The sequence below is a fragment of the Modestobacter versicolor genome, from assembly GCF_014195485.1.
Taxonomy (GTDB): Bacteria; Actinomycetota; Actinomycetes; order Mycobacteriales; family Geodermatophilaceae; genus Modestobacter; species Modestobacter versicolor.
Genome location: NZ_JACIBU010000001.1, coordinates 3,252,913 through 3,271,710 on the forward strand (window position 1 = coordinate 3,252,913; position 18,798 = coordinate 3,271,710).

At 75.4% G+C, this 18,798-nt stretch carries 18 protein-coding genes; 11 read left to right on the top strand and 7 right to left on the bottom strand.

Annotated features, from left to right (window positions below):
* The first annotated feature begins 5 nt into the window (after nt 1-5).
* On the top strand, nt 6-950 hold the full coding sequence (locus FHX36_RS15845; protein ID WP_110551451.1) for a hydroxymethylglutaryl-CoA lyase: 945 nt from the start codon (nt 6-8) through the stop codon (nt 948-950).
* Nucleotides 947-1,456, top strand: a complete 510-nt coding sequence (locus tag FHX36_RS15850) for a flavin reductase family protein (protein WP_258372632.1) — start codon at nt 947-949, stop codon at nt 1,454-1,456. The genes FHX36_RS15845 and FHX36_RS15850 overlap by 4 nt, the downstream gene beginning before the upstream one ends.
* On the opposite strand, the gene FHX36_RS15855 is transcribed toward FHX36_RS15850, so the two are convergent.
* Entirely contained in the window at nt 1,453-3,750 is a 2,298-nt protein-coding gene (locus FHX36_RS15855; protein ID WP_258372631.1) for a PP2C family protein-serine/threonine phosphatase, read from the bottom strand. The two genes, FHX36_RS15850 and FHX36_RS15855, sit on opposite strands and share 4 nt — an antisense overlap.
* Before the next feature lie 160 nt (nt 3,751-3,910).
* Here FHX36_RS15855 and FHX36_RS15860 point away from each other — a divergent pair, with 160 nt between their 5' ends.
* Complete coding sequence (locus FHX36_RS15860) at nt 3,911-4,723, top strand: hypothetical protein (RefSeq protein ID WP_110551448.1); 813 nt, start codon at nt 3,911-3,913, stop codon at nt 4,721-4,723.
* Here the strand turns inward: FHX36_RS15860 and FHX36_RS15865 are convergent.
* The 6 genes from FHX36_RS15865 to FHX36_RS15890 are packed head-to-tail and all read right to left on the bottom strand — an operon-like array spanning nt 4,720 to nt 9,500.
* On the bottom strand, nt 4,720-5,175 hold the full coding sequence (locus tag FHX36_RS15865; RefSeq protein ID WP_258372630.1) for a hypothetical protein: 456 nt from the start codon (nt 5,173-5,175) through the stop codon (nt 4,720-4,722). The genes FHX36_RS15860 and FHX36_RS15865 overlap by 4 nt on opposite strands.
* Nucleotides 5,168-5,533: a hypothetical protein gene (locus FHX36_RS15870; RefSeq protein WP_110551447.1), complete on the bottom strand. Its 366-nt coding sequence runs from the start codon at nt 5,531-5,533 to the stop codon at nt 5,168-5,170. The genes FHX36_RS15865 and FHX36_RS15870 overlap by 8 nt, the downstream gene beginning before the upstream one ends.
* Before the next feature lie 22 nt (nt 5,534-5,555).
* Nucleotides 5,556-6,548: an aldo/keto reductase gene (locus FHX36_RS15875; protein ID WP_110551446.1), complete on the bottom strand. Its 993-nt coding sequence runs from the start codon at nt 6,546-6,548 to the stop codon at nt 5,556-5,558.
* A 29-nt stretch (nt 6,549-6,577) separates the two neighbouring features.
* Nucleotides 6,578-7,426: an ABC transporter ATP-binding protein gene (locus tag FHX36_RS15880; RefSeq protein ID WP_258372629.1), complete on the bottom strand. Its 849-nt coding sequence runs from the start codon at nt 7,424-7,426 to the stop codon at nt 6,578-6,580.
* Nucleotides 7,423-8,511, bottom strand: coding sequence for a FecCD family ABC transporter permease (locus FHX36_RS15885; RefSeq protein ID WP_220035864.1), 1,089 nt, complete (start codon nt 8,509-8,511; stop codon nt 7,423-7,425). Before FHX36_RS15885 ends, FHX36_RS15880 begins: the two co-directional genes overlap by 4 nt.
* Nucleotides 8,508-9,500, bottom strand: coding sequence for an iron chelate uptake ABC transporter family permease subunit (locus FHX36_RS15890; protein ID WP_183513894.1), 993 nt, complete (start codon nt 9,498-9,500; stop codon nt 8,508-8,510). Before FHX36_RS15890 ends, FHX36_RS15885 begins: the two co-directional genes overlap by 4 nt.
* Before the next feature lie 120 nt (nt 9,501-9,620).
* Between FHX36_RS15890 and FHX36_RS15895 the strand changes: the two genes are divergently transcribed.
* From FHX36_RS15895 to FHX36_RS15930, 8 genes are all read left to right on the top strand, one after another.
* Nucleotides 9,621-10,586, top strand: coding sequence for an ABC transporter substrate-binding protein (locus FHX36_RS15895; protein ID WP_110554120.1), 966 nt, complete (start codon nt 9,621-9,623; stop codon nt 10,584-10,586).
* 154 nt (nt 10,587-10,740) lie between these two features.
* On the top strand, nt 10,741-11,154 hold the full coding sequence (gene crcB, locus FHX36_RS15900; RefSeq protein WP_258373039.1) for a fluoride efflux transporter CrcB: 414 nt from the start codon (nt 10,741-10,743) through the stop codon (nt 11,152-11,154).
* Nucleotides 11,151-11,504, top strand: a complete 354-nt coding sequence (locus tag FHX36_RS15905) for a fluoride efflux transporter FluC (protein WP_110554122.1) — start codon at nt 11,151-11,153, stop codon at nt 11,502-11,504. Before crcB ends, FHX36_RS15905 begins: the two co-directional genes overlap by 4 nt.
* A gap of 82 nt (nt 11,505-11,586) precedes the next feature.
* The gene (locus FHX36_RS15910; protein ID WP_181428942.1) at nt 11,587-12,978 is read left to right on the top strand and encodes an alpha,alpha-trehalose-phosphate synthase (UDP-forming); all 1,392 of its coding nucleotides are present in this window, start codon (nt 11,587-11,589) and stop codon (nt 12,976-12,978) included.
* A gap of 2 nt (nt 12,979-12,980) precedes the next feature.
* A complete protein-coding gene (otsB, locus tag FHX36_RS15915) occupies nt 12,981-13,727 on the top strand; it encodes a trehalose-phosphatase (protein WP_343056636.1) in 747 nt (248 codons plus the stop codon).
* A gap of 399 nt (nt 13,728-14,126) precedes the next feature.
* Nucleotides 14,127-16,610, top strand: a complete 2,484-nt coding sequence (locus FHX36_RS15920; protein ID WP_110551706.1) for a chemotaxis protein CheA — start codon at nt 14,127-14,129, stop codon at nt 16,608-16,610.
* Between the two features lies 1 nt (nt 16,611).
* On the top strand, nt 16,612-17,070 hold the full coding sequence (locus FHX36_RS15925) for a chemotaxis protein CheW (RefSeq protein WP_258372656.1): 459 nt from the start codon (nt 16,612-16,614) through the stop codon (nt 17,068-17,070).
* An 88-nt stretch (nt 17,071-17,158) separates the two neighbouring features.
* Nucleotides 17,159-18,766: a methyl-accepting chemotaxis protein gene (locus tag FHX36_RS15930; protein ID WP_110551707.1), complete on the top strand. Its 1,608-nt coding sequence runs from the start codon at nt 17,159-17,161 to the stop codon at nt 18,764-18,766.
* The last annotated feature ends 32 nt before the right edge of the window (nt 18,767-18,798 follow it).

Here is an 18,798-nt window from a genome sequence, read left to right on the forward strand (position 1 = left end):
CGGGCATGAACGAGTTCGACCTGGTGCTGCCCACGGCGGTCGACGTCCGTGAGGTCGGGATGCGTGACGGGCTGCAGCTGGAGGACCCGCTGCCGCTGGCCGTCAAGCTGGGGATGCTGGAGGCGCTGGTCGCCACCGGTGTCCGGCGGATCGAGGTCACCTCCTTCGTCTCCCCCAAGGCGGTCCCCGCCCTCGCCGACGCCGACCAGGTCGCCGCCGAGCTGCACCGCTTCGACGGCGTGCACTTCTCCGCGCTGGTCGCCAACCCCCGGGGCGCGGTCCGCGCGGTCGACGCCGGCATCGCCTCCCTGGAGTACGTGGTGTCGGCGTCGGACTCGCACAGCCGGGCCAACGCCGGGCGCTCCACCGCCGAGGCGGTCGCCGCCGTCGGTGAGATCGCCGAGCTCGCCCACGGCGCCGGCGGCTCGCTCGAGGTGATCGTCGCGACCGCGTGGGACTGCCCGTTCGACGGCCGCACCCCGATCGCCCGCACCGTCGACGTCACGCGGGCCGCCGTCACCGCCGGGGCCGACCAGCTGTGCCTGGGCGACACCATCGGCACGACCACGCCGGTGCGGGTGGTGCGGCTGCTGGACGCCGTCCGCCGGGCCACCCCGGGCGTGCCGCTCGGCGTGCACTTCCACGACACCCGCGGCACCGGCCAGGCCAACGCGCTGGCCGCGCTCCAGGCCGGGGTCACCCAGCTCGACGCCTCGGTCGGCGGGCTCGGCGGCTGCCCGTTCGCCCCCGGCGCCAGCGGCAACATCGCCACCGAGGAGCTCGTCTACTGGCTCGCCGACGCCGAGGTCGCCACCGGCATCGACCTGGACGCCGTGCTGGCCGCCGCCGCGGTCACCGAGCGGGCCGTCGGCCACGAGCTGCCCAGCTCGCTGCACCGGGCCGGGGGCCGCAACGTGCCGCGCGGGGCCGTGATGGGATCGGCGGTGTGAGCGCAGGAGCACCCGACGTCCCACCGCAGGTCGTCGACCCCCGGGTCATGCGCGACGTCCTGGGCCACTTCGTCTCCGGCGTCACCGTGGTGACCGCGATGGGCGCCGACGGCCCGGCGGGCTTCACCTGCCAGTCGTTCAGCTCGCTGTCGCTGGACCCGCCGCTGGTCGCCTTCGCGCCGTCCCGCACCTCGACCACCTGGCCGCGGCTGCGCGAGGCCGGCCGGTTCTGCGTCAACGTGCTCGCCGAGGACCAGCACGGCCTGTCCGGGCAGTTCGCCCGCTCGGGCACCGACAAGTTCGCCGGGGTCGGCTGGGCGCCCAGCCCGCACGGCTCGCCGATGCTCGACGGCGGCGTGGCCTGGATCGACAGCGAGCTGTGGGCCGAGTACGACGGCGGTGACCACACCATCGTCGTCGCCCGGGTGCTCGACCTGGGCGCCGACGCCGCCCGCTCGCCGTTGCTGTTCCACCGCGGCGGCTACGGCCTCCGGGCCGCGGGCTAGCCGAAGCGGAGCGCGATGACCGCGACGTCGTCGCGGCGGTCGGGGTCCGAGCCCACCGCGTGCACGCAGAGGTCGGCCGGCGTGGCGTCGACCGGGGCGCTCTCCAGCCGGGCCGCCAGCGAGGCGATCCCGGAGTCCAGGTCCTCCCCCGGCCGCTCGATCAGCCCGTCGGTGTAGGCGACCAGCGTCGACCCGGCCGGCAGCTCGACGGTGACCGACGCCCGGCGGTGCAGCGCGTCGACGCCGATGAGCAGGCCGGTGACGCCGTCCAGCAGCTGGACCGAGCCGTCGACGCCGCGCAGCAGCAGCGGGGGGTGCCCGGCGTTGCCCAGGGTCAGCCGCCACGGCCCGCCCTCGGCCGCGGGGCGCTCGGCCCGGCCGTAGACCATCGTCGCCATCGGGGCGACGTGCAGCCCCTGCACCAGCCGGTCGACCCGGCCGAGGACCTCGCCCGGGTCGTTGTCGGGGGCGTCCCAGGCGCAGGCGCGCAGCAGGCCGCGCAGGTGCCCCATCGCGGCGGCCGCCGCGACGTCGTGACCCACCACGTCGCCGATCGCCAGCCCCACGGCGCCGTCGGGGAGGTGCAGCAGGTCGTAGAAGTCGCCGCCGACCTCGGCCGCGGTGGACGCGCTGAGGTAGTGCGCGGCAGCGGTGATGCCCGGGATCTCCGGCAGGTCGGGCAGCAGCGAGCGCTGCAGCGTCTCCGCGACCGTGTGCTCCTGCTGGTACAGCCGCACGTTGTCCATCGCCATCGCCGCCCGGCGGGAGAGGTCCCGGGCCAGGTCGACGTCGTCGGTGGTGAACCGGCGGCGCTCGTCGGTCATCACCAGGGCCATCGCCCCGAGCGTCCGGCGGCGGGCCACCAGCGGCACGGTGATCGCCGACGCCCCGCCGAGCGACCGGAAGAGCTCGGCGGTCGCCGGCAGCGGGAACACCCGGTCGATGTCCTCCGGGGTCAGCTCCGCCATCAGCACCGGCTCGCTGGTGGTCAGCGAGCGACGGGTGGGCGAGCCCTCGGGCAGGTTGGCCGCGTGCAGCACGGCGAGCTCGGCCAGCTCCTCCTCGCGGCCGTCCTTGTGCCGGTGCGCGGTGTCGTGCACGACGCCGTTCTCGTCGACCAGGGTGAGGAACACCCAGTCGGCCAGCAGCGGCACGCACAGCGAGGCGAGCCGGTCGAACAGGTCGGACATGTCCAGCGTGGCGCTCAGCGTGCTGGTGGCCTCGGCCATCAGCGCCAGCCGGCTCTGCGCCCGCTCGGCCTCGACCCGGGCGGCGTCGGCGGCGGCGTGCGCCTCCTCGGCGTCCCGGCGCGCGGCCTGCTCGGCGGCGAAGGCGGCCTTCCGGTCCTCCTCCACCCGCACCCGCTCGGTGACGTCGGTCTGCACGCCGACGAAGCTGACCAGCTCGCCCGCGCCGTCGAAGACCGGCGTGACGGACAGCTGGTTCCAGAAGGCGGTGCCGTCCTTGCGGTAGTTCAGCAGCGTCGTGGTGACCGGCCGCCGGTCCTGGAGCGCCTGCCGCAGGTCCGCGACGGCCTTCTGCTCGGTGGCCGGCCCCTGCAGGAACCGGCAGTTGCGCCCGACGCTCTCCTCGTAGGGGTACCCGGTGATCCGCGTGAAGGAGGGGTTGACCCAGACCAGCGGGTCGTCCTCCTGGCGCGGGTCGGTGATGGTGAAGGCGATGTCGGTGGCCACCACGGCCCGCTCGCGCAGCGCCTGCAGCTGCGCCTCGGGGTCGACCTCGGCGCCCGGCTTGTCCAGCTCCAGGAACACCACGAGGGACAACCGCTCGGGCCCGCCGTCCTGGGAGAGCGGGAAGCCGGTCACCCACAGCACCTGGTCCGACCCCGGGTCGGCGTCCGCGGCGCGCAGCTCGTCGGAGCTGCGCCGCGGCTGCAGCCGCACCGCCTCGCCGGCCACCGGCCGCCCCTGGGCGACCAGCGACAGGGGGCTGGAGGTCCGCGCCAGCGGGGCGTTGTTCAGGTCGGTCAGCCCGGCCGCGGCGCCCCAGGTGTCGACCGGCACCGGGAGCCGGACGTTGCCGGCGAGCTCGATGGCGGCGGTGTTCGCGTAGGTGACCGTGCCGGCGGCCTGGTCGATGACCAGGACGGCGACCGGGACGTCGGACAGGACGCCGGGCAGCGCGGCGCGCGCGCCGCGCTCGTCGGTGCCGGAGACGACGGCCTCGGCGGCGCCGACGATGTTCGCCTGCCGCTGGACGGTCGCGGGCTCGTGGTCGACGGTCACCTGACCCCCGGCGAGGGCTGCGGTGGCCTCGGACGGGACGGTGGCCACAGGCGTCTCACCTGGGTGTCGCTGGGACGGCACCCCGACGATCTTACCGGCCGGTTCGGTTGCGCACCATCGAGAGGGGGTGGCGCGGCCTCCGCGCCGGTGCGTCGGCGCTCCCGCGGCGGGGTAGGGGCAGGGACGTCGCCACGAGAGAGGACGCGCCATGGGACTGCTGAGCCGGCTCTTCGGCCGTGACCGCGGGCAGCGCTCGCCGTACGGCCCCGGGTACACCGACCCCTACGCCGACCAGGGCTACGGCTACGCGGCGCGCCCGGAGCCCGCTCCCCGGGCGGCCCGGCCCGCGCAGAGCGAGGACGAGCGCGCCATCGAGCGGTACCGCTACCTGCTGCGCACCGCTCCCCCGGACCAGGTCGAGGCGGCGCACGCCGAGGCCTTCGGCAAGCTGACCCCGGAGCAGCGGCGGCAGGTGCTCGAGCAGTTGTCGGCAGCGGTCCCGGCCGGTGAGCGACCGCGCGGCGACGACCCGCAGAGCCTGGCCCGGGCCGCGACCCGCGCCGAGTTCCGGCAGCCGGGCTTCCTGGAGCGCACCTTCAGCGGCGGCGGCACCGGCGGCGGGTACGGCGGCGGCTACGGGCCCGGGGGCTACGGCCGCGGCGGGGGCGGCTTCGGCATGGGCGGCGGCATGGGGATGGGCAGCATGATCGGCGGCAGCCTGCTGGGCACGGTCGCCGGCGTGGTGGTCGGCTCCGCCGTCGCCGACGCCCTCTTCGACACCGGCATGGGCGACGGCGGCCTGTTCGGTGGCGGTGACGAGGAGGCCTACGCCGAGGGCTACCAGGACGGCGCGCAGGACGACGCCGGTGGTGACGCCGGTGGTGACGCCGGTGGTGACGCCGGTGGTGACTACGACGCGGGCGGCTACGACGGCGGGGGCTTCGACGGCGGGGGCTTCGACGGCGGCGGGTTCGACGGCGGGGGCTTCGACGGCGGCGGGGACTTCGGCGGGGAGTTCTAGCCCCTCCGGTCGGCCACCTCGGACTGGTGCCGCAGCCACAGCAGGCCCAGCACCGGCAGGGCGAGCGGGATGAACCCGTAGCCCTGCCCGTAGCCCGACCACACGGTGTCGTCGGGGAAGGCGGCGGGGTCGGCCAGGCTCAGCGTGCCGACCACCAGCACGCCGGCCAGCTCCACCGCGCAGGCCACCAGCGCCGTGCGGCGGCCGCCCCGGCCGCCGCGGGCCAGCCCGATCGTCGCCGCCACGTAGACGACGGCGGCCAGCGCGGAGAGGAGGTAGGCCAGCGGCGCCTCGTCGAACTGCACGGCCAGCTGGACGGCGGCCCGGGCGCCGGCGGCCAGAGCGAACACCCCGTAGACCGCGACCAGCACCCGGCCCGGCCCCCGGGCGGTGTCCGCGGTGGCGCTGGTCGGCTCCGGCGGCGGGCCGCCCAGCGCGTCCTGGTCAGGCACCGGTGACCTCCCACAGGTCGAGCAGCCGCCACAGCATCACCGCGACGGCCAGCCCGGCGACGCCCACCACCGTGCCCGCCCAGCGGGTCGGCTCGGTGCGGGCCCACAGCAGGCCGGCGACCGGCAGCAGCACCACGCTGACCAGGTAGGCGAGGAACGTCGCCAGCTCGGCGGGGCGGTGCCCGCCGGCCATCGCGACGACCGTGACGACGGCCTGGGCCACCAGCAGCAGCTCCAGCAGGCCGACCCCGGCCAGGTGGGCCGTGCCGATCCGCCGGCGCAGCGCCGTGCTCAGGCCGCCGAGCACGGCCAGCGCGACGGCGACGACGGTCGCCGCGACGACGAGCGGGGTGCTCACCCCTGGGAGGGTAGTGAGCGGCTCACCGGTGCACGGAGGACATGTCCGGGTAGCGGTCGCCGACCGCGGCCCCGGCCGGTGCGGCCTCGTCCAGCGCGCGCAGGTCGTCGTCGGTCAACTCGACGTCGGCGGCGCCGGCGTTCTCCTCGAGGTAGCTGACCCGCTTGGTGCCCGGGATGGGCACGATCGACGGGTTGCCCGCCCGGCCGGACTGCGCCATCACCCAGGCCAGCGCCAGCTGGGTGGCGGTCACGCCCTTGCCCTCCGCCAGCTCGCGCACCCGGTCGACCAGCTCGAGGTTCTTGCCGAAGGCCTCGCCCTGGAACCGGGGGTTGTGCCGGCGGAAGTCGTCCGGGGCGAGGTCGTCCACCGAGCGGATCTGCCCGGAGAGGAAGCCGCGGCCGATCGGTGAGTACGCGACGAAGCCGATGCCCAGCTCCGCGCAGGTGGCCAGCACCCCGTCGTCCTCGGGGTCGCGGGTCCACAGCGAGTACTCGGTCTGCACCGCCGTCACCGGCTGGACGGCGTGCGCCCGGCGGATGGTGTCGGGGGCGGCCTCGGAGATCCCGGCGTGCCGGATCTTGCCGGCGTCCACCAGCTCCCTGAGCGCGCCCCAGGTCTCCTCGACCGGCACCGCGGTGTCGACCCGGTGCTGGTAGTAGAGGTCGATGACGTCGACCCCGAGCCGCTGGAGCGAGGCGTCGCAGGCGCGGTGCACGTACTCCGGCCGGCCGTTGATGCCCAGGAACGAGCCGTCCTCGCCCCGCTCGTTGCCGAACTTGGTGGCCAGCGTGACCTCGTCGCGACGGCCGGCGATGGCCTGCCCGACGAGCCGCTCGTTGGTGAACGGGCCGTACATGTCGGCGGTGTCCAGGAAGGTGACGCCGAGGTCCAGGGCGCGCTGGATCGTCCGCTCGGCCTCGGCCTGGTCGCCGGTGCCGTAGAACTCGCTCATCCCCATGCAGCCCAGGCCCTGGGCGGAGACGGTCAGGTCGCGCAGCGTGCGTGTGTCCATGCCCCTCCCCTGCCCGGGGCTGCTCCCGGTCAACCGGGGTGGTGGCCGGCCACCCGGCGCACCGGGCAGACGACGGGCGTCCCGGTGGTCGGGTCCGCCAGCACGACGGCCTCGACGCCGTACAGCTCGCGGACCAGCTCGGCGGTGACCACCTCGGCGGGTGTCCCCTCCGCGACGACCCGGCCGTCGCGCATCGCGACGAGGTGGTCGGCGTGCCGGCAGGCGGTGGAGAGGTCGTGCAGCACCAGGACGACGGTGCGGCCCTGCGCCGCGAGGTCGTGCACCAGGTCCAGCACCTCCAGCTGGTGGCCGAGGTCCAGGGCCGACGTCGGCTCGTCGAGGAGCACCACCGCCGTCTCCTGGGCGACGACCATCGCGATCCAGGCGCGCTGGCGCTGGCCGCCGGAGAGGGTGTCCAGCGGCCGGTCGGCGAGGGCGTGCAGGTCGGCGGCGGCCAGCGCCCGGTGCACCGCGGCGGCGTCCTCGGGCGACCACTGCCGCAGCAGTCCCTGGTGGGGGTGCCGGCCGTAGCGGACCAGGTCGCGGACGGTCAGCCCGTCGGGCGCCTCCGCCTGCTGCGGCAGCAGGCCGATCCGGCGGGCGGCGTCCCGGGTGCGCATCGTGGCGAGGTCGCGGCCGTCGAGCAGCACCGCGCCGCCCTCCGGCTGGTGCACCCGGGCCAGCGCGCCGAGCAGCGTCGACTTGCCGCAGCCGTTGGGCCCGACGACGGCCGTCACCCGGCCCGGCGGCAGGCGCAGGTCCAGGCCGTGCACGACCCGGGTGCCGTCGTAGCCGAGGTCCAGCCGCTCGGTGGCGAGGTCCGCCGGGTCGGCGGGGCGCTGCTCCCGGGTCGGCGGGGGTGCGTCCACGGTGCTCACGGGATCCTCCTGGTCCGGGTGGTCAGCAGCAGCCAGAGCAGGTACGGGCCGCCCACGACCGCGGTGACCAGGCCCGCGGGCAGCTCCAGCGGGGCGGCGACGGTGCGCCCCAGCAGGTCGGCGAGGAGCACGACCAGGGCGCCGGCCAGCGCCGAGCCGACCACCGGGACACCGCGGGGGCCGGCGGCCCTGCGGGCGATCTCGGGAGCCAGCAGCGCGACCAGCCCGAGCGGGCCGGCCACCGCGACGGCGAGCCCGGCGGTGACGACGGCGGTCGCGATCACCGCGAGGCGGACCCGCCCGACCCGCGAACCCAGCCCGATCACCACGGCGTCGGCGAGCCGGAGCAGCCGCAGCTGCCGGCCGAGGACGACGGCCACCGGGAGGGCGACCGCCAGCCCGACGGCGAGCACGGCGACCGACGTCCCGGAGCGGCTGTTGAGGCTGCCGATGGTCCAGGGGAACGCCCGGTTCGCGCTGTCGATGTCGGCCCGGGCCAGCATCAGCTGGGTGAGCGCGCCGAGGGCCGCGCCGACGCCGAGGCCGACGACGAGGAAGCGGTGACCCTGCCGGCCGGCGCCCCCGGCCAGGCCGAGGGCGAGCGCGGCCGCGGTGGCCGAGCCGACCAGCGCGAAGGCCGACGGGGTGACGGTGGTGGACACCGCCACGACGCTGGCCACCGCGAAGGCGGTCGCACCGTCGTTGAGGCCGATCGTGTCCGGGGTGGCCAGCCGGTTGCGGGCCAGGGTCTGCAGCAGCACACCGGAGACGCCCAGCGCCGCGCCGACGGCGAGCCCGGCGGCCACCCGCGGCAGCCGCAGCTGCTGCACCAGCAGGACGTCGCGGGGCTCGCCGTCGCCGAGCACCGCGGGCAGGGTGTCGGCGAGCGGGAGCGGGATGGTGCCGACGGAGAGGCTGACCGCGACCGCGAGGAGCACCAGCGCGCCGAGCACGCCGGCGGCCAGCACCGCCCGGCGGTCGAGCAGCAGCGAGCGGCCGAGCAGCGCCGGCCGCCAGGTGCCCGGTGGCGCCGGCGCGGTGCCCGGGGCCGGAGCCGGGAGAGCCGGGTGCGCGGTGGCGGTCACAGCGCGGGCAGCCGGTTCGAGCGGACCACCGCGACCAGCACCGGCGCGCCGATCAGCGCGGTGACGACGCCCAGCGGCATCTCGTAGGGCCGCACCAGCAGCCGGGAGGCGACGTCGGCGAGCAGCACCACCGCCGGCCCGAGCACCAGCGCGACGGCCAGCACCCGGCGGAGGTCCGGGCCCACCAGCGCGCGGGCGACGAACGGCACCACCAGCCCGACGAAGGCGATCGGCCCGGCGGCGGCGACCGCGCCGCCGACCAGCAGGGCGACCGCGGTCATCGCGGCGGCCCGGGACCGGGCGGGGCGGTGGCCCAGGCCGACCGCGACGGTGTCGCCGAGGGCGAGGGCCGACAACGGGCGGCTGGCGAGCACCGCCACCAGGAGGCCTGCCGCGAGCACCGGCCCGACCTGGCCGAGGGTCGCGACGTCCCGGCCGGCCACCGAGCCGACCGTCCAGAACCGCACCTCGTCGGCGGTCCGCTGGTCCAGCAGCAGGACGACGGAGGTCGCCGCACCGAGCAGCCCGGACAGCGCCGCGCCGGCGAGCACCAGCCGGACCGGGTCGTCACCGGTGCCGCGCAGCCGGGCGGCACCCAGGGCCAGCGCGCACCCGGCGCCGGCGCCCAGCACGGCGGCCCACGGGCCGAGGGTGGCCGCGCTCGCGCCGGAGGCGATGACCAGGACGACGGCGAAGGACGCGCCCGCGCTCACCCCGAGCAGCCCCGGCTCGGCCAGCGGGTTGCGCGCGGCCGTCTGCAGCACGGCCCCGGCGACCCCGAGCGCGATGCCCACGGCGACGGCGACCACGGTGCGCGGCAGCCGCAGGTCCAGCACGGCGAAGCGCGCGTCGGCGTCCCCACCGCCGGCCAGCACCGGCAGCGCGCGGGCCGGACCCACCTCGCCGGCCCCGAGCACCAGGCTGAGCAGGACGGCGACCGCGAGGACCGCTCCTGCCGGCACGAGACCGCGCAGCAGCACCTGGCGCACGGACGTCCTCCCCCACCGCGGGCCCTCGGCAGGCCCTCGTCGACCACGAGTCAGGTGAGGCTAACCTACCCTCCCGGCACCGACGGACGGTGCCGTTCCTGATCTTCCCGGAGGACCTCCGTGACCCATCTCCCCGCGCTGCGCCGGCGCCCGGTCCTGTCGACCGCCACGGTCGCCGCCGTCGCCCTCGTGCTGACCGCCTGCGGTGGCGGGAGCGACGACTCCACCGCGGATCAGCCCTCGGCGGGAGCTGCCGAGGAGGTCACGGTCAGCACCGCCTACGGCGACGTGACCGTGCCGGCCGACCCGGAGCGGGTGGTGACGCTGGCCGAGAACGCCCTGGACGTCGCCCTCTCGGTCGGCGTCACCCCCGTGGGGACGACGGCCAGCCGCGGCGGCAACGCCGCCCCGGCCTACCTGGGCGACGCCGCCGCGGGCATCCCGGTCGTCGCCACCGTGGCCGAGCCCAACCTGGAGGCGGTCCTGCAGGCCGAGCCGGACCTGATCCTGGCCGCCGCCGGGCTGGAGCAGGACCAGTACGACCAGCTGGCGGCGATCGCGCCGACGGTCGTCCCGGACACGACGACGGGCGGGGACTGGCAGGAGCCGCTGCACGTCTACGCCCAGGCGCTGGGCGCGGACGACGAGCTGACCGAGGAGCTCGACTCGATCACCGACCGCGCGACCGCGCTCGCCGACCAGGGCGCCCTCGACGGCTCCGCGGCGGTGCTCCGCTGGATGGCCAACGGTCCCCTGGTGATGAACTCCGCCCTCATGCCGGGCGCGCTGCTGCAGGCCGCCGGCGCCGACCCGGTGCCCGCCGCCGACCTCGGCGGCAAGCCGCACAGCGACCCGCTGTCCCTGGAGAACCTCGCCCAGGTCGACGCCGACCGGTTGTTCGTCGCCGCGTTCGGGGCCGACGGCACGGGGGCGCTGGCCGCGGCCCGGACCCAGCCGGCCTTCACCCAGCTGACCGCGGTGCAGAGCGGGACGACGACCGAGGTCGACGGCTCGGTGTGGAGCAGCGCCTCCGGCCCGATCGCGGCCGACCTGGTGATGGACGACATCGAGGCCGCCGTCTCCTGACCACCCGTCCACGGGCCGGCCGGTTCCACGTGGAACCGGCCGGCCTCGCCCTGACCGGGACGCCCGCGCGCCGGACACCGGCATGGAGCGCGGAGACCCCGCCCCGACGGGGCGCTGCGCGCCCTGGGCTGACCCGGTCGGGCATGCTCGCCGCGTGCCGCTGCCGAGCCGGGCCCTCCCCTACGCCGCCGCCGCGGCCGGCGGGGTGGTCGGCGCGCTGGCCCGCTGGGGCGTGGCCGAGGCCCTCCCCTCCCCCGCCGGGGGCTGGCCGTGGGCCACGCTGCTGGTCAACGTCACCGGCTGCGCGCTGATCGGGGTGCTGGTCGCGGTGCTGCTGGCCCGCGCACCGACCCACCCGTGGCTGCGCCCCTTCCTGGTCACCGGCGTGCTCGGGGGGTACACCACCTACTCCACCTTCACCGTCGACGTCGTCCGGCTGGTCGACGCCGGCGCCGTGGCGACGGCGGTCGGCTACCTGCTGGCCTCCGTGCTGGGTGGCCTGCTCGCGGTCGTCGCCGGGCTGGCCGCCGGGCGCGCCCTCGTGCGCCGGCCCGGGGCGGCACGGTGACGGCGCTGTGGGTGGCGCTCGGCGCGCTGGTCGGCGCACCGCTGCGGCTGCTGGCCGACCGCACCGCGGCCGCGCGCCGGGGCCCGGGCAGCGTGCTCGGCACGCTGGCGGTCAACGTCGCCGGCAGCGCCGTCCTCGGGGTGCTGCTCGGCCTGGGTGACGCCTCCCCCGCCGTGCTCGCCCTGGTCGGCACCGGCTTCTGCGGCACGCTGACCACCTTCTCCACCTTCGGCTGGGACGTCGTCCGGCTGGTCGAGGAGCGGGCGGTGGGCCGCGCGGCGGCCTACCTGACCGGCAGCCTGGTGCTCGGGCTGGCGGCCGCGGCCGGAGGCTGGCTGGCCGTCCGCTGAGCAGCGGGTGAGCGCAGCGGGGCCGCCGTCGCCTAGGGTCGGGGAGCAACGGACGACGTCGACGGCGACTGGAGGTCATCAGGTGGGGGCGGACAGCCCGGTGGTGGTGGTCGCCAACCGGCTCCCGGTCGACCAGGTGACTGAGCCCGACGGCACGACCCGGTACCAGCGCAGCCCCGGCGGGCTGGTCACCGCGCTCGAGCCGTTCGTGGCCGGCCGCGGCGGCGCGTGGGTGGGCTGGTCCGGCGCGGCGGGCGATGCGCCCGAGCCCTTCGAGTCCGGCGGGATGCACCTGGTCCCGGTGGCGCTCTCGGAGGAGGAGGTGGACCGCTACTACGAGGGGTTCTCCAACGCCTCGCTGTGGCCGCTCTACCACGACGTCGTCGAGAAGCCGGAGTACCACCGCACCTGGTGGGACACCTACGTCCAGGTCAACAAGCGCTTCGCCGACCGGGCCGCCGAGGTCGCCGGCGAGGGCGCCATCGTGTGGGTGCACGACTACCAGCTGCAGCTGGTGCCGGCGATGCTCCGCCAGCGCCGTCCCGACCTGACCATCGGCTTCTTCCTGCACATCCCGTTCCCGCCCTACGAGCTGTTCACCCAGCTGCCCTGGCGCTCGGCGATCATCGAGGGCCTGCTGGGCGCCGACCTCATCGGCTTCCAGCAGCCCGCCGGCGCGACCAACTTCGTCAACCTGGCCCGCCGGCTGCACGAGCTGCCGACCAAGGGCAGCACGGTCAGCTACGAGGGCCGCACCGTCACCGCCAAGGCGTTCCCGATCTCGATCGACGTCGCCGCCTTCGACGAGCTCGCCCGGTCGCCCGAGGTGCTCGCCCGCGCCGCGGAGATCCGCCAGGAGCTGGGCGAGCCGGAGAAGATCGTGCTCGGCGTCGACCGGCTCGACTACACCAAGGGCATCGGCGTGCGGCTGGAGGCCTTCCAGGAGCTGCTGGAGGACGGCGCGCTCGAGGCCCCCTCGACCGTGCTGGTGCAGGTGGCCACGCCCAGCCGCGAGCGGGTCGAGCACTACGTGACCATGCGCGAGACGATCGAGCAGCAGGTCGGCCACATCAACGGCGTCTACGGCTCGATCGCCGGCCCCGCGGTGCAGTACTTCAACCAGTCGATGCCGCGCGAGGAGCTGGCCGCGCTGTACCGGGCGGCCGACGTCATGCTGGTGACCCCGTACCGCGACGGCATGAACCTGGTCGCCAAGGAGTACGTCGCCGCGCGCGGCGACCTCGGCGGGGTGCTGGTGCTCAGCGAGTTCGCCGGCGCAGCCGCCGAGCTGAAGCAGGCGCTGCTGGTCAACCCGCACGACATCGCCGGGGTGAAGTCGCAGCTGCTGCGGGCGCTGCGGATGGACCCGGCCGAGGGGGCCAGGCGGATGCGGGCGATGCGCCGGCACATCACCAAGCACGACCTCGACCACTGGGCCACGTCGTTCTTCGACTCCCTGCAGCAGCAGGTCTGAGCGTGCTCGACGAGGCGCTCGCCGCGGCGCTCGACGAGCTGGCCGCGCACCGGCCGCTGCTGCTGGCCAGCGACTACGACGGCGTGCTGGCCCGGCTGCGCGACGACCCGGCCGCCGCCGTCCTGGAGCCCGGCACCGCCGAGCTGCTCGGCCGGCTGGCCGCGGTCGACGGCGTGACCGTCGCCCTGGTCAGCGGCCGCGGGGTCGACGACCTGCAGCGCACCAGCGGGCTGAGCGGGCCGTTCCGCTGGGTCGGCAGCCACGGCGCGGAGTTCGACGGGCCGCTCAGCGGTGAGCTCGCCGTCCGCCGCGACCAGCTGGCGGCCGCGCTGGCCCCGCTCGTCGACGCCGTCCCCGGTGCCCGGCTGGAGGTCAAGCCGGCCAGCGCGGCGGTGCACGTGCGCACCGTCGCCGACCGCGCTGCGGCGCAGCGGCTGCTGGACGACGCCGCCGCCGGCCCCGGCGCCGCCGCCGACCTGACGGCCAAGCCGGGAAAGGACGTGCTGGAGCTGGCGGTCACCGACGCGGACAAGGGGTCGGCGCTGGTCCGGCTGCGCGACGAGCTCGGCGCCCGCGCGGTGCTCTACCTGGGCGACGACGTGACCGACGAGGACGGCTTCCGGGCGCTCGGACCCGGCGACGTCACCGTGAAGGTCGGCGACGGCGAGACCGCCGCGGCCCACCGGCTGGCCGACCTGACCGGCGTCCGCGAGCTCCTCGACCGGCTGGCCACCACGCTCTCCCGCTGACCTGACCTGACCGGTCACCGGTTCCGTCGCTGACGGAACCCGCGTCGACCCCTCGCTGCACGGCCGCACCCCGCGCCCCCGCCGACCTCATCCGTCGCAGGCGCCCCACCAGCGCGTTCGCCTCACTCACCCCCCACTCCCCCGGCGGGCCGCCGTCACGGTGCCCGGAGCCGCTGCCGATCACCTGCTCACACCGGTGCCTCGGGCCCTGTCCCGAGCCGGCGGTGGCGACGAGGAATTGTCGACATGTGCATGAAGAACCATTTATCGCACATGGCCGACAATTCCAAGAATTGTCGGCGCGCATCGTTTGTTCACCTGCAGTGGTGCGAGACGGTGCCGAAGAACCAATCGCTGTGCGGGGCAGGCCCGTCACGGCATCAAGGGGATGAGGCAGGCGTGGAAGGTCTGGACGACATCGTCGAGGAGTTCCTCGTGGAGAGCCACGAGAACCTCGACCAGCTGGACCAGGACCTGGTGGCCCTGGAGCAGGACCCGCGGTCGCGGGAACGGCTCTCGAGCATCTTCCGGACCATCCACACGATCAAGGGCACCAGCGGCTTCCTCGCCTTCAACAAGCTGGAGGAGGTCGCGCACGTCGGGGAGAACCTCCTCTCCCGGCTGCGCGACGGCGCCCTGGACCTGACCCCCTCGCGCACGAGCGCGCTGCTGCTGATGACCGACACGATCCGGGCACTGCTCGCCGAGATCGAGGCCAGCGGTGGCGAGGGCTCGACCCCGGTGGCCGACACGGTCGTGGTGCTCAGCGCCGCGCTCGAGGACGCCCCGGCCGAGGCGGCCGTCGAGGCCGCCGCAGCCGTGGTCGAGGCAGCCGAGGCGGTCGTCGAGGCCGAGGCCGAGGTCGTCGCCGAGGCGCAGGCCGCCGCGCCGGCGCCGGTGAAGAAGGCCGCGGCCAAGAAGCCGCCGGCGAAGCGCGCCTCCCGCGCCAAGACCCCCGTGCCGGCACCGGCCCCGGTGCCCGCCGTCGAGAACGTCCCCGTGCCGTCGCCGCCGGTCGCCGCCCCGGCGCCCGTCGCCGAGCTCCCGCAGGAGGTCCCCGTGCCCGAGGTCCCCGCCGCCCCGGCCGCGCTCGCCCCCGAGCCCGGCACGCCGGAGGCCCAGCCGAAGGGCCGCGGCGTCGCCGACAGCACCATCCGGGTCGACGTCGACCTGCTGGACAACCTGATGCTGCTGGTCGGCGAGCTGGTGCTGACCCGCAACCAGATCGTCCAGTACGTCGGCCGGCAGAACGACCAGGACCTGATCCGCGCGTCCCAGCGGCTCAACCTGATCGCCAGCGAGCTGCAGGAGAGCGCGATGAAGACGCGCATGCAGCCCATCGACCACATCTGGTCCAAGCTCCCCCGCGTCGTCCGCGACCTGGGCCTGCAGTGCGGCAAGGCCGTGCGGCTGGAGATGGAGGGCAAGGACACCGAGCTGGACAAGACCCTGCTCGAGGCGGTCAAGGACCCGCTGACCCACCTGGTCCGCAACTCCGTCGACCACGGCATCGAGGACACCGCCGGCCGCGCGGCCGCCGGCAAGCCCGCCGAGGGCGTGCTCACGCTGCGCTCCCGGCACGAGAGCGGCCAGGTCGTGGTCGAGGTCGCCGACGACGGCGCGGGCATCGACCCGGCCAAGATCGGCCGCAAGGCGGTCGAGAAGGGCCTCATCACCGCCGACGCGCTCAGCCGGATGAGCCCCCAGGACCTGCTGCAGCTGATCTTCCTGCCCGGCTTCTCCACCGCCGCCGCGGTCACCAACGTCTCCGGGCGCGGTGTCGGCATGGACGTGGTCAAGACCAACATCGAGGGCATCGGCGGCACCATCGAGGTCGAGTCGGTCGCCGGTCGCGGCACCTGCATGCGGCTGCGCATCCCGCTGACCCTCGCGATCGTCCCGGCGCTCACCATCGAGTGCGCCGGCGACCGCTACGCCATCCCGCAGATCAGCCTGCAGGAGCTCGTGGCGCTGGACGCCGAGAAGGCCGCCGCGGCGGTCGAGGACGTCGGCGGCGCCTCGGTCTACCGGCTGCGCGGCGAGCTGCTGCCGCTGGTGCACCTGGCCGACGTGCTCGGCCTCACCTCCGACCGGCACGACGGCCACGTGGTCATCGCCGTGCTGAGCTCCGAGGGGCGCCGGTTCGGCCTGGTGGTCGACCGGGTCATCAACACCGAGGAGATCGTCGTCAAGGCGGTCAGCGGCCAGCTCAAGCAGATCGGGCTGTACTCCGGCGCGACCGTGCTCGGCGACGGTGCGGTGGCGCTGATCCTCGACGTCCAGGCGCTGGCCCGCCGCGCCCTGCGCACCGAGACCACCGACCGCCAGGAGCACCGCCTCGCCGCGGCCGCGGCGGCCGCCTCGGTCTCCGAGCGCCAGCGGATGCTGCTCGCCGCGATCGGCGGCGGCCGGCGGGTCGCGATCCCGCTGGACACCGTCACCCGCCTGGAGCAGGTGCGCAGCGACACCGTCGAGCGGGTCGGCTCCCGGGAGGTCGTGCAGTACCGCGGCGCGATCCTGCCGATCGTCCGGCTCGACCGGCACCTGGGCGCCTTCGGCGACTCCGACCGCGAGGTGCTCGAGGTCATCGTCTACGCCGACCACGGCCGCAGCGTCGCGATCGTCGTCGAGGAGATCCTCGACATCGTCGACGGCGAGGCCGCGGTGCAGAGCGACATCGACGACCTGGGCCTGCTCGGCTCCGCCGTCATCGGCGACCGGGTCACCGAGCTGCTGGACGTCCGCGCGGCCATCCTCGCCGCCGACCCGGCGTTCTACTCCCCCGCGCCGGGCGCCCTGCCCGGCGGCCTCGGCTCGATGCCCGACATCGACACCAGCGCCTTCGGCTTCGAGGGCACCTCTTCCCCCCTGATGGAGGTCTGACGTGAGCAGCGCCACCGCCACCGCCACCCGCACCATGCCGGCGACCAGCCAGCTCGCCACCTTCTGGCTGGACGGCGACCTGTTCGGCGTCGAGGTCGAGCACGTCCAGGAGGTGCTGCGCAGCCAGAGCATCACCCGGGTGCCGCTGGCCCCGCCGGCGGTCGCCGGCCTGATCAACCTCCGCGGCCAGGTCGTCACCGCGATCGAGCTCCGCGAGCGGCTCGGCCGCAAGCCGCGCCCGGAGGGGCAGGAGGCGGTCGTCATCGTCGTCCGGCTGCACGGGGAGGCCGTGAGCCTGCTCGTCGACAGCATCGCCGACGTCGTCGACGTCGACGTCCGCGACTTCGAGGCCCCGCCGGACACCCTGGACGGCGTCGGCCGCGACCTGATCCGCGGCGCCTACAAGCTCTCCGGCCAGCTGCTGCTCGCCCTCGACGTCAACCGCGCCGTCGGCACCTGAGCACGACCCGGTCACCCCCGACCCCGGTGACCGGCCGCACCCCCACGACCACCGCCCCGGTACCGCCCCTCCCCTGGAGACCTTGACCATGAGCAGCACCGCACTCCCCTCCCGGCGGCTCGGGTGGTTCACCGACCGGCCCATCGGCGTGAAGATCGGCGCGGCCATCGCCCTGCTGGTCATCGTGGTCGCCGGCACCAACGTGCTGTCGATCAGCCGGATGCGCGACATGCGCGCGGTCCAGGAGCAGATCTACACCGAGAACCTCAAGCCGCTGAACTCGCTGGCCGCCATCCAGCGGGCCGTGGCCGCCTACCGGTCGCGGGTGCTGCAGTACCCCGTCTACTCCGTCGCCGACCGCCCGGAGATCCTCGCTCAGGCGCAGGAGAAGCTGGCCGACCTGCAGGCCGCCTCGGACGAGTACGAGCCCTACGTGGTGAACCAGGCGGCCGTCGACACCTTCGAGGCGTCCTTCGCCCAGCTCGTCCAGCTCAACGAGACCCGGATGGTGCCGGCCGCCGACGCCGGCGACCTGACCACCTTCGGCCTGCTCTACAAGGACACCGCCGCCGAGATCATCAGCACCTTCTCGCAGGCGATGGAGGACGAGGGGCTCGCGCAGTCGGAGGTCGCCGCTGCCCGCAACGCCGAGGCAGCCGCAGCCGTCGACCGCGCCGTCACGACCCTCCTCGTCTCCGCCCTGCTCGGCATCCTGGTCGCCGGCGGCCTGGCCTTCCTGGTCGTCCGCCGGGTGCTGGCCACCGTCCGCTCGGTCCAGACCTCCGTGCAGGCGATGGCCGACGGCGACCTGACCGTGCTGCCCACGGTCCGCGACCGCGACGAGATCGGCCAGATGGCCGAGTCGCTCGCCGCCGCCCAGACCAACCTGCGCTCCGTGATGGCCTCCGTGGTCGCCTCGTCCGACGCGGTGGCGGCTGCCTCGGAGGAGCTGTCGGCGTCCTCGGCGCAGATCTCGGCCTCGGCCGAGGAGACCTCCGCGCAGTCCGGTGTCGTCTCTGCTGCTGCGGAGGAGGTCTCCCGCAACGTGGCCACCGTCGCCGCGGGTGCGGAGGAGATGGGTGCCTCGATCCGGGAGATCAGCCAGAACGCCAACGAGGCCGCCCGGGTCGCCGCCCAGGCCGTCGCCGAGGCCGAGACCACCAACGCCACCGTGGTGAAGCTGGGCGACTCCTCGCGGGAGATCGGCAACGTGGTCAAGGTGATCACCTCGATCGCCGAGCAGACCAACCTGCTGGCGCTCAACGCCACCATCGAGGCGGCCCGGGCCGGCGAGGCGGGCAAGGGCTTCGCCGTCGTCGCCAACGAGGTCAAGGAGCTCGCCCAGGAGACGGCGCGGGCCACCGAGGACATCGCCCGCCGGGTCGAGGCGATCCAGGGCGACACCTCCGGTGCCGTCGACGCCATCGGCCGCATCTCGGAGATCATCGGCTCGATCAACGACTTCCAGCTGACCATCGCCTCGGCGGTGGAGGAGCAGACGGCCACCACGAACGAGATGTCCCGCTCGGTCCAGGAGGCCGCCGGCGGCTCCACCGAGATCGCCACCAACATCACCGGGGTCTCGACCGCGGCGTCCTCGACGACCCAGGCGCTGGGCCAGACCCGGCAGGCCGTCGACGAGCTGTCCCGGATGGCCAGCGACCTGCGCACCACGGTGGCCCGCTTCTCCTACTGAGAGGACCCCCTCGCCCCCCACGCCTCGCTCCG

Excerpts from the sequence above, each read along its gene's own strand:
- FHX36_RS15845 (WP_110551451.1), top strand. The coding sequence starts at position 6 with ATGAACGAGTTCGACCTGGTGCTGCCCACGGCGGTCGACGTCCGTGAG.
- FHX36_RS15860 (WP_110551448.1), top strand. The coding sequence starts at position 3,911 with ATGGGACTGCTGAGCCGGCTCTTCGGCCGTGACCGCGGGCAGCGCTCG.
- FHX36_RS15875 (WP_110551446.1), bottom strand. The coding sequence starts at position 6,548 with ATGGACACACGCACGCTGCGCGACCTGACCGTCTCCGCCCAGGGCCTG.
- FHX36_RS15930 (WP_110551707.1), top strand. The coding sequence starts at position 17,159 with ATGAGCAGCACCGCACTCCCCTCCCGGCGGCTCGGGTGGTTCACCGAC.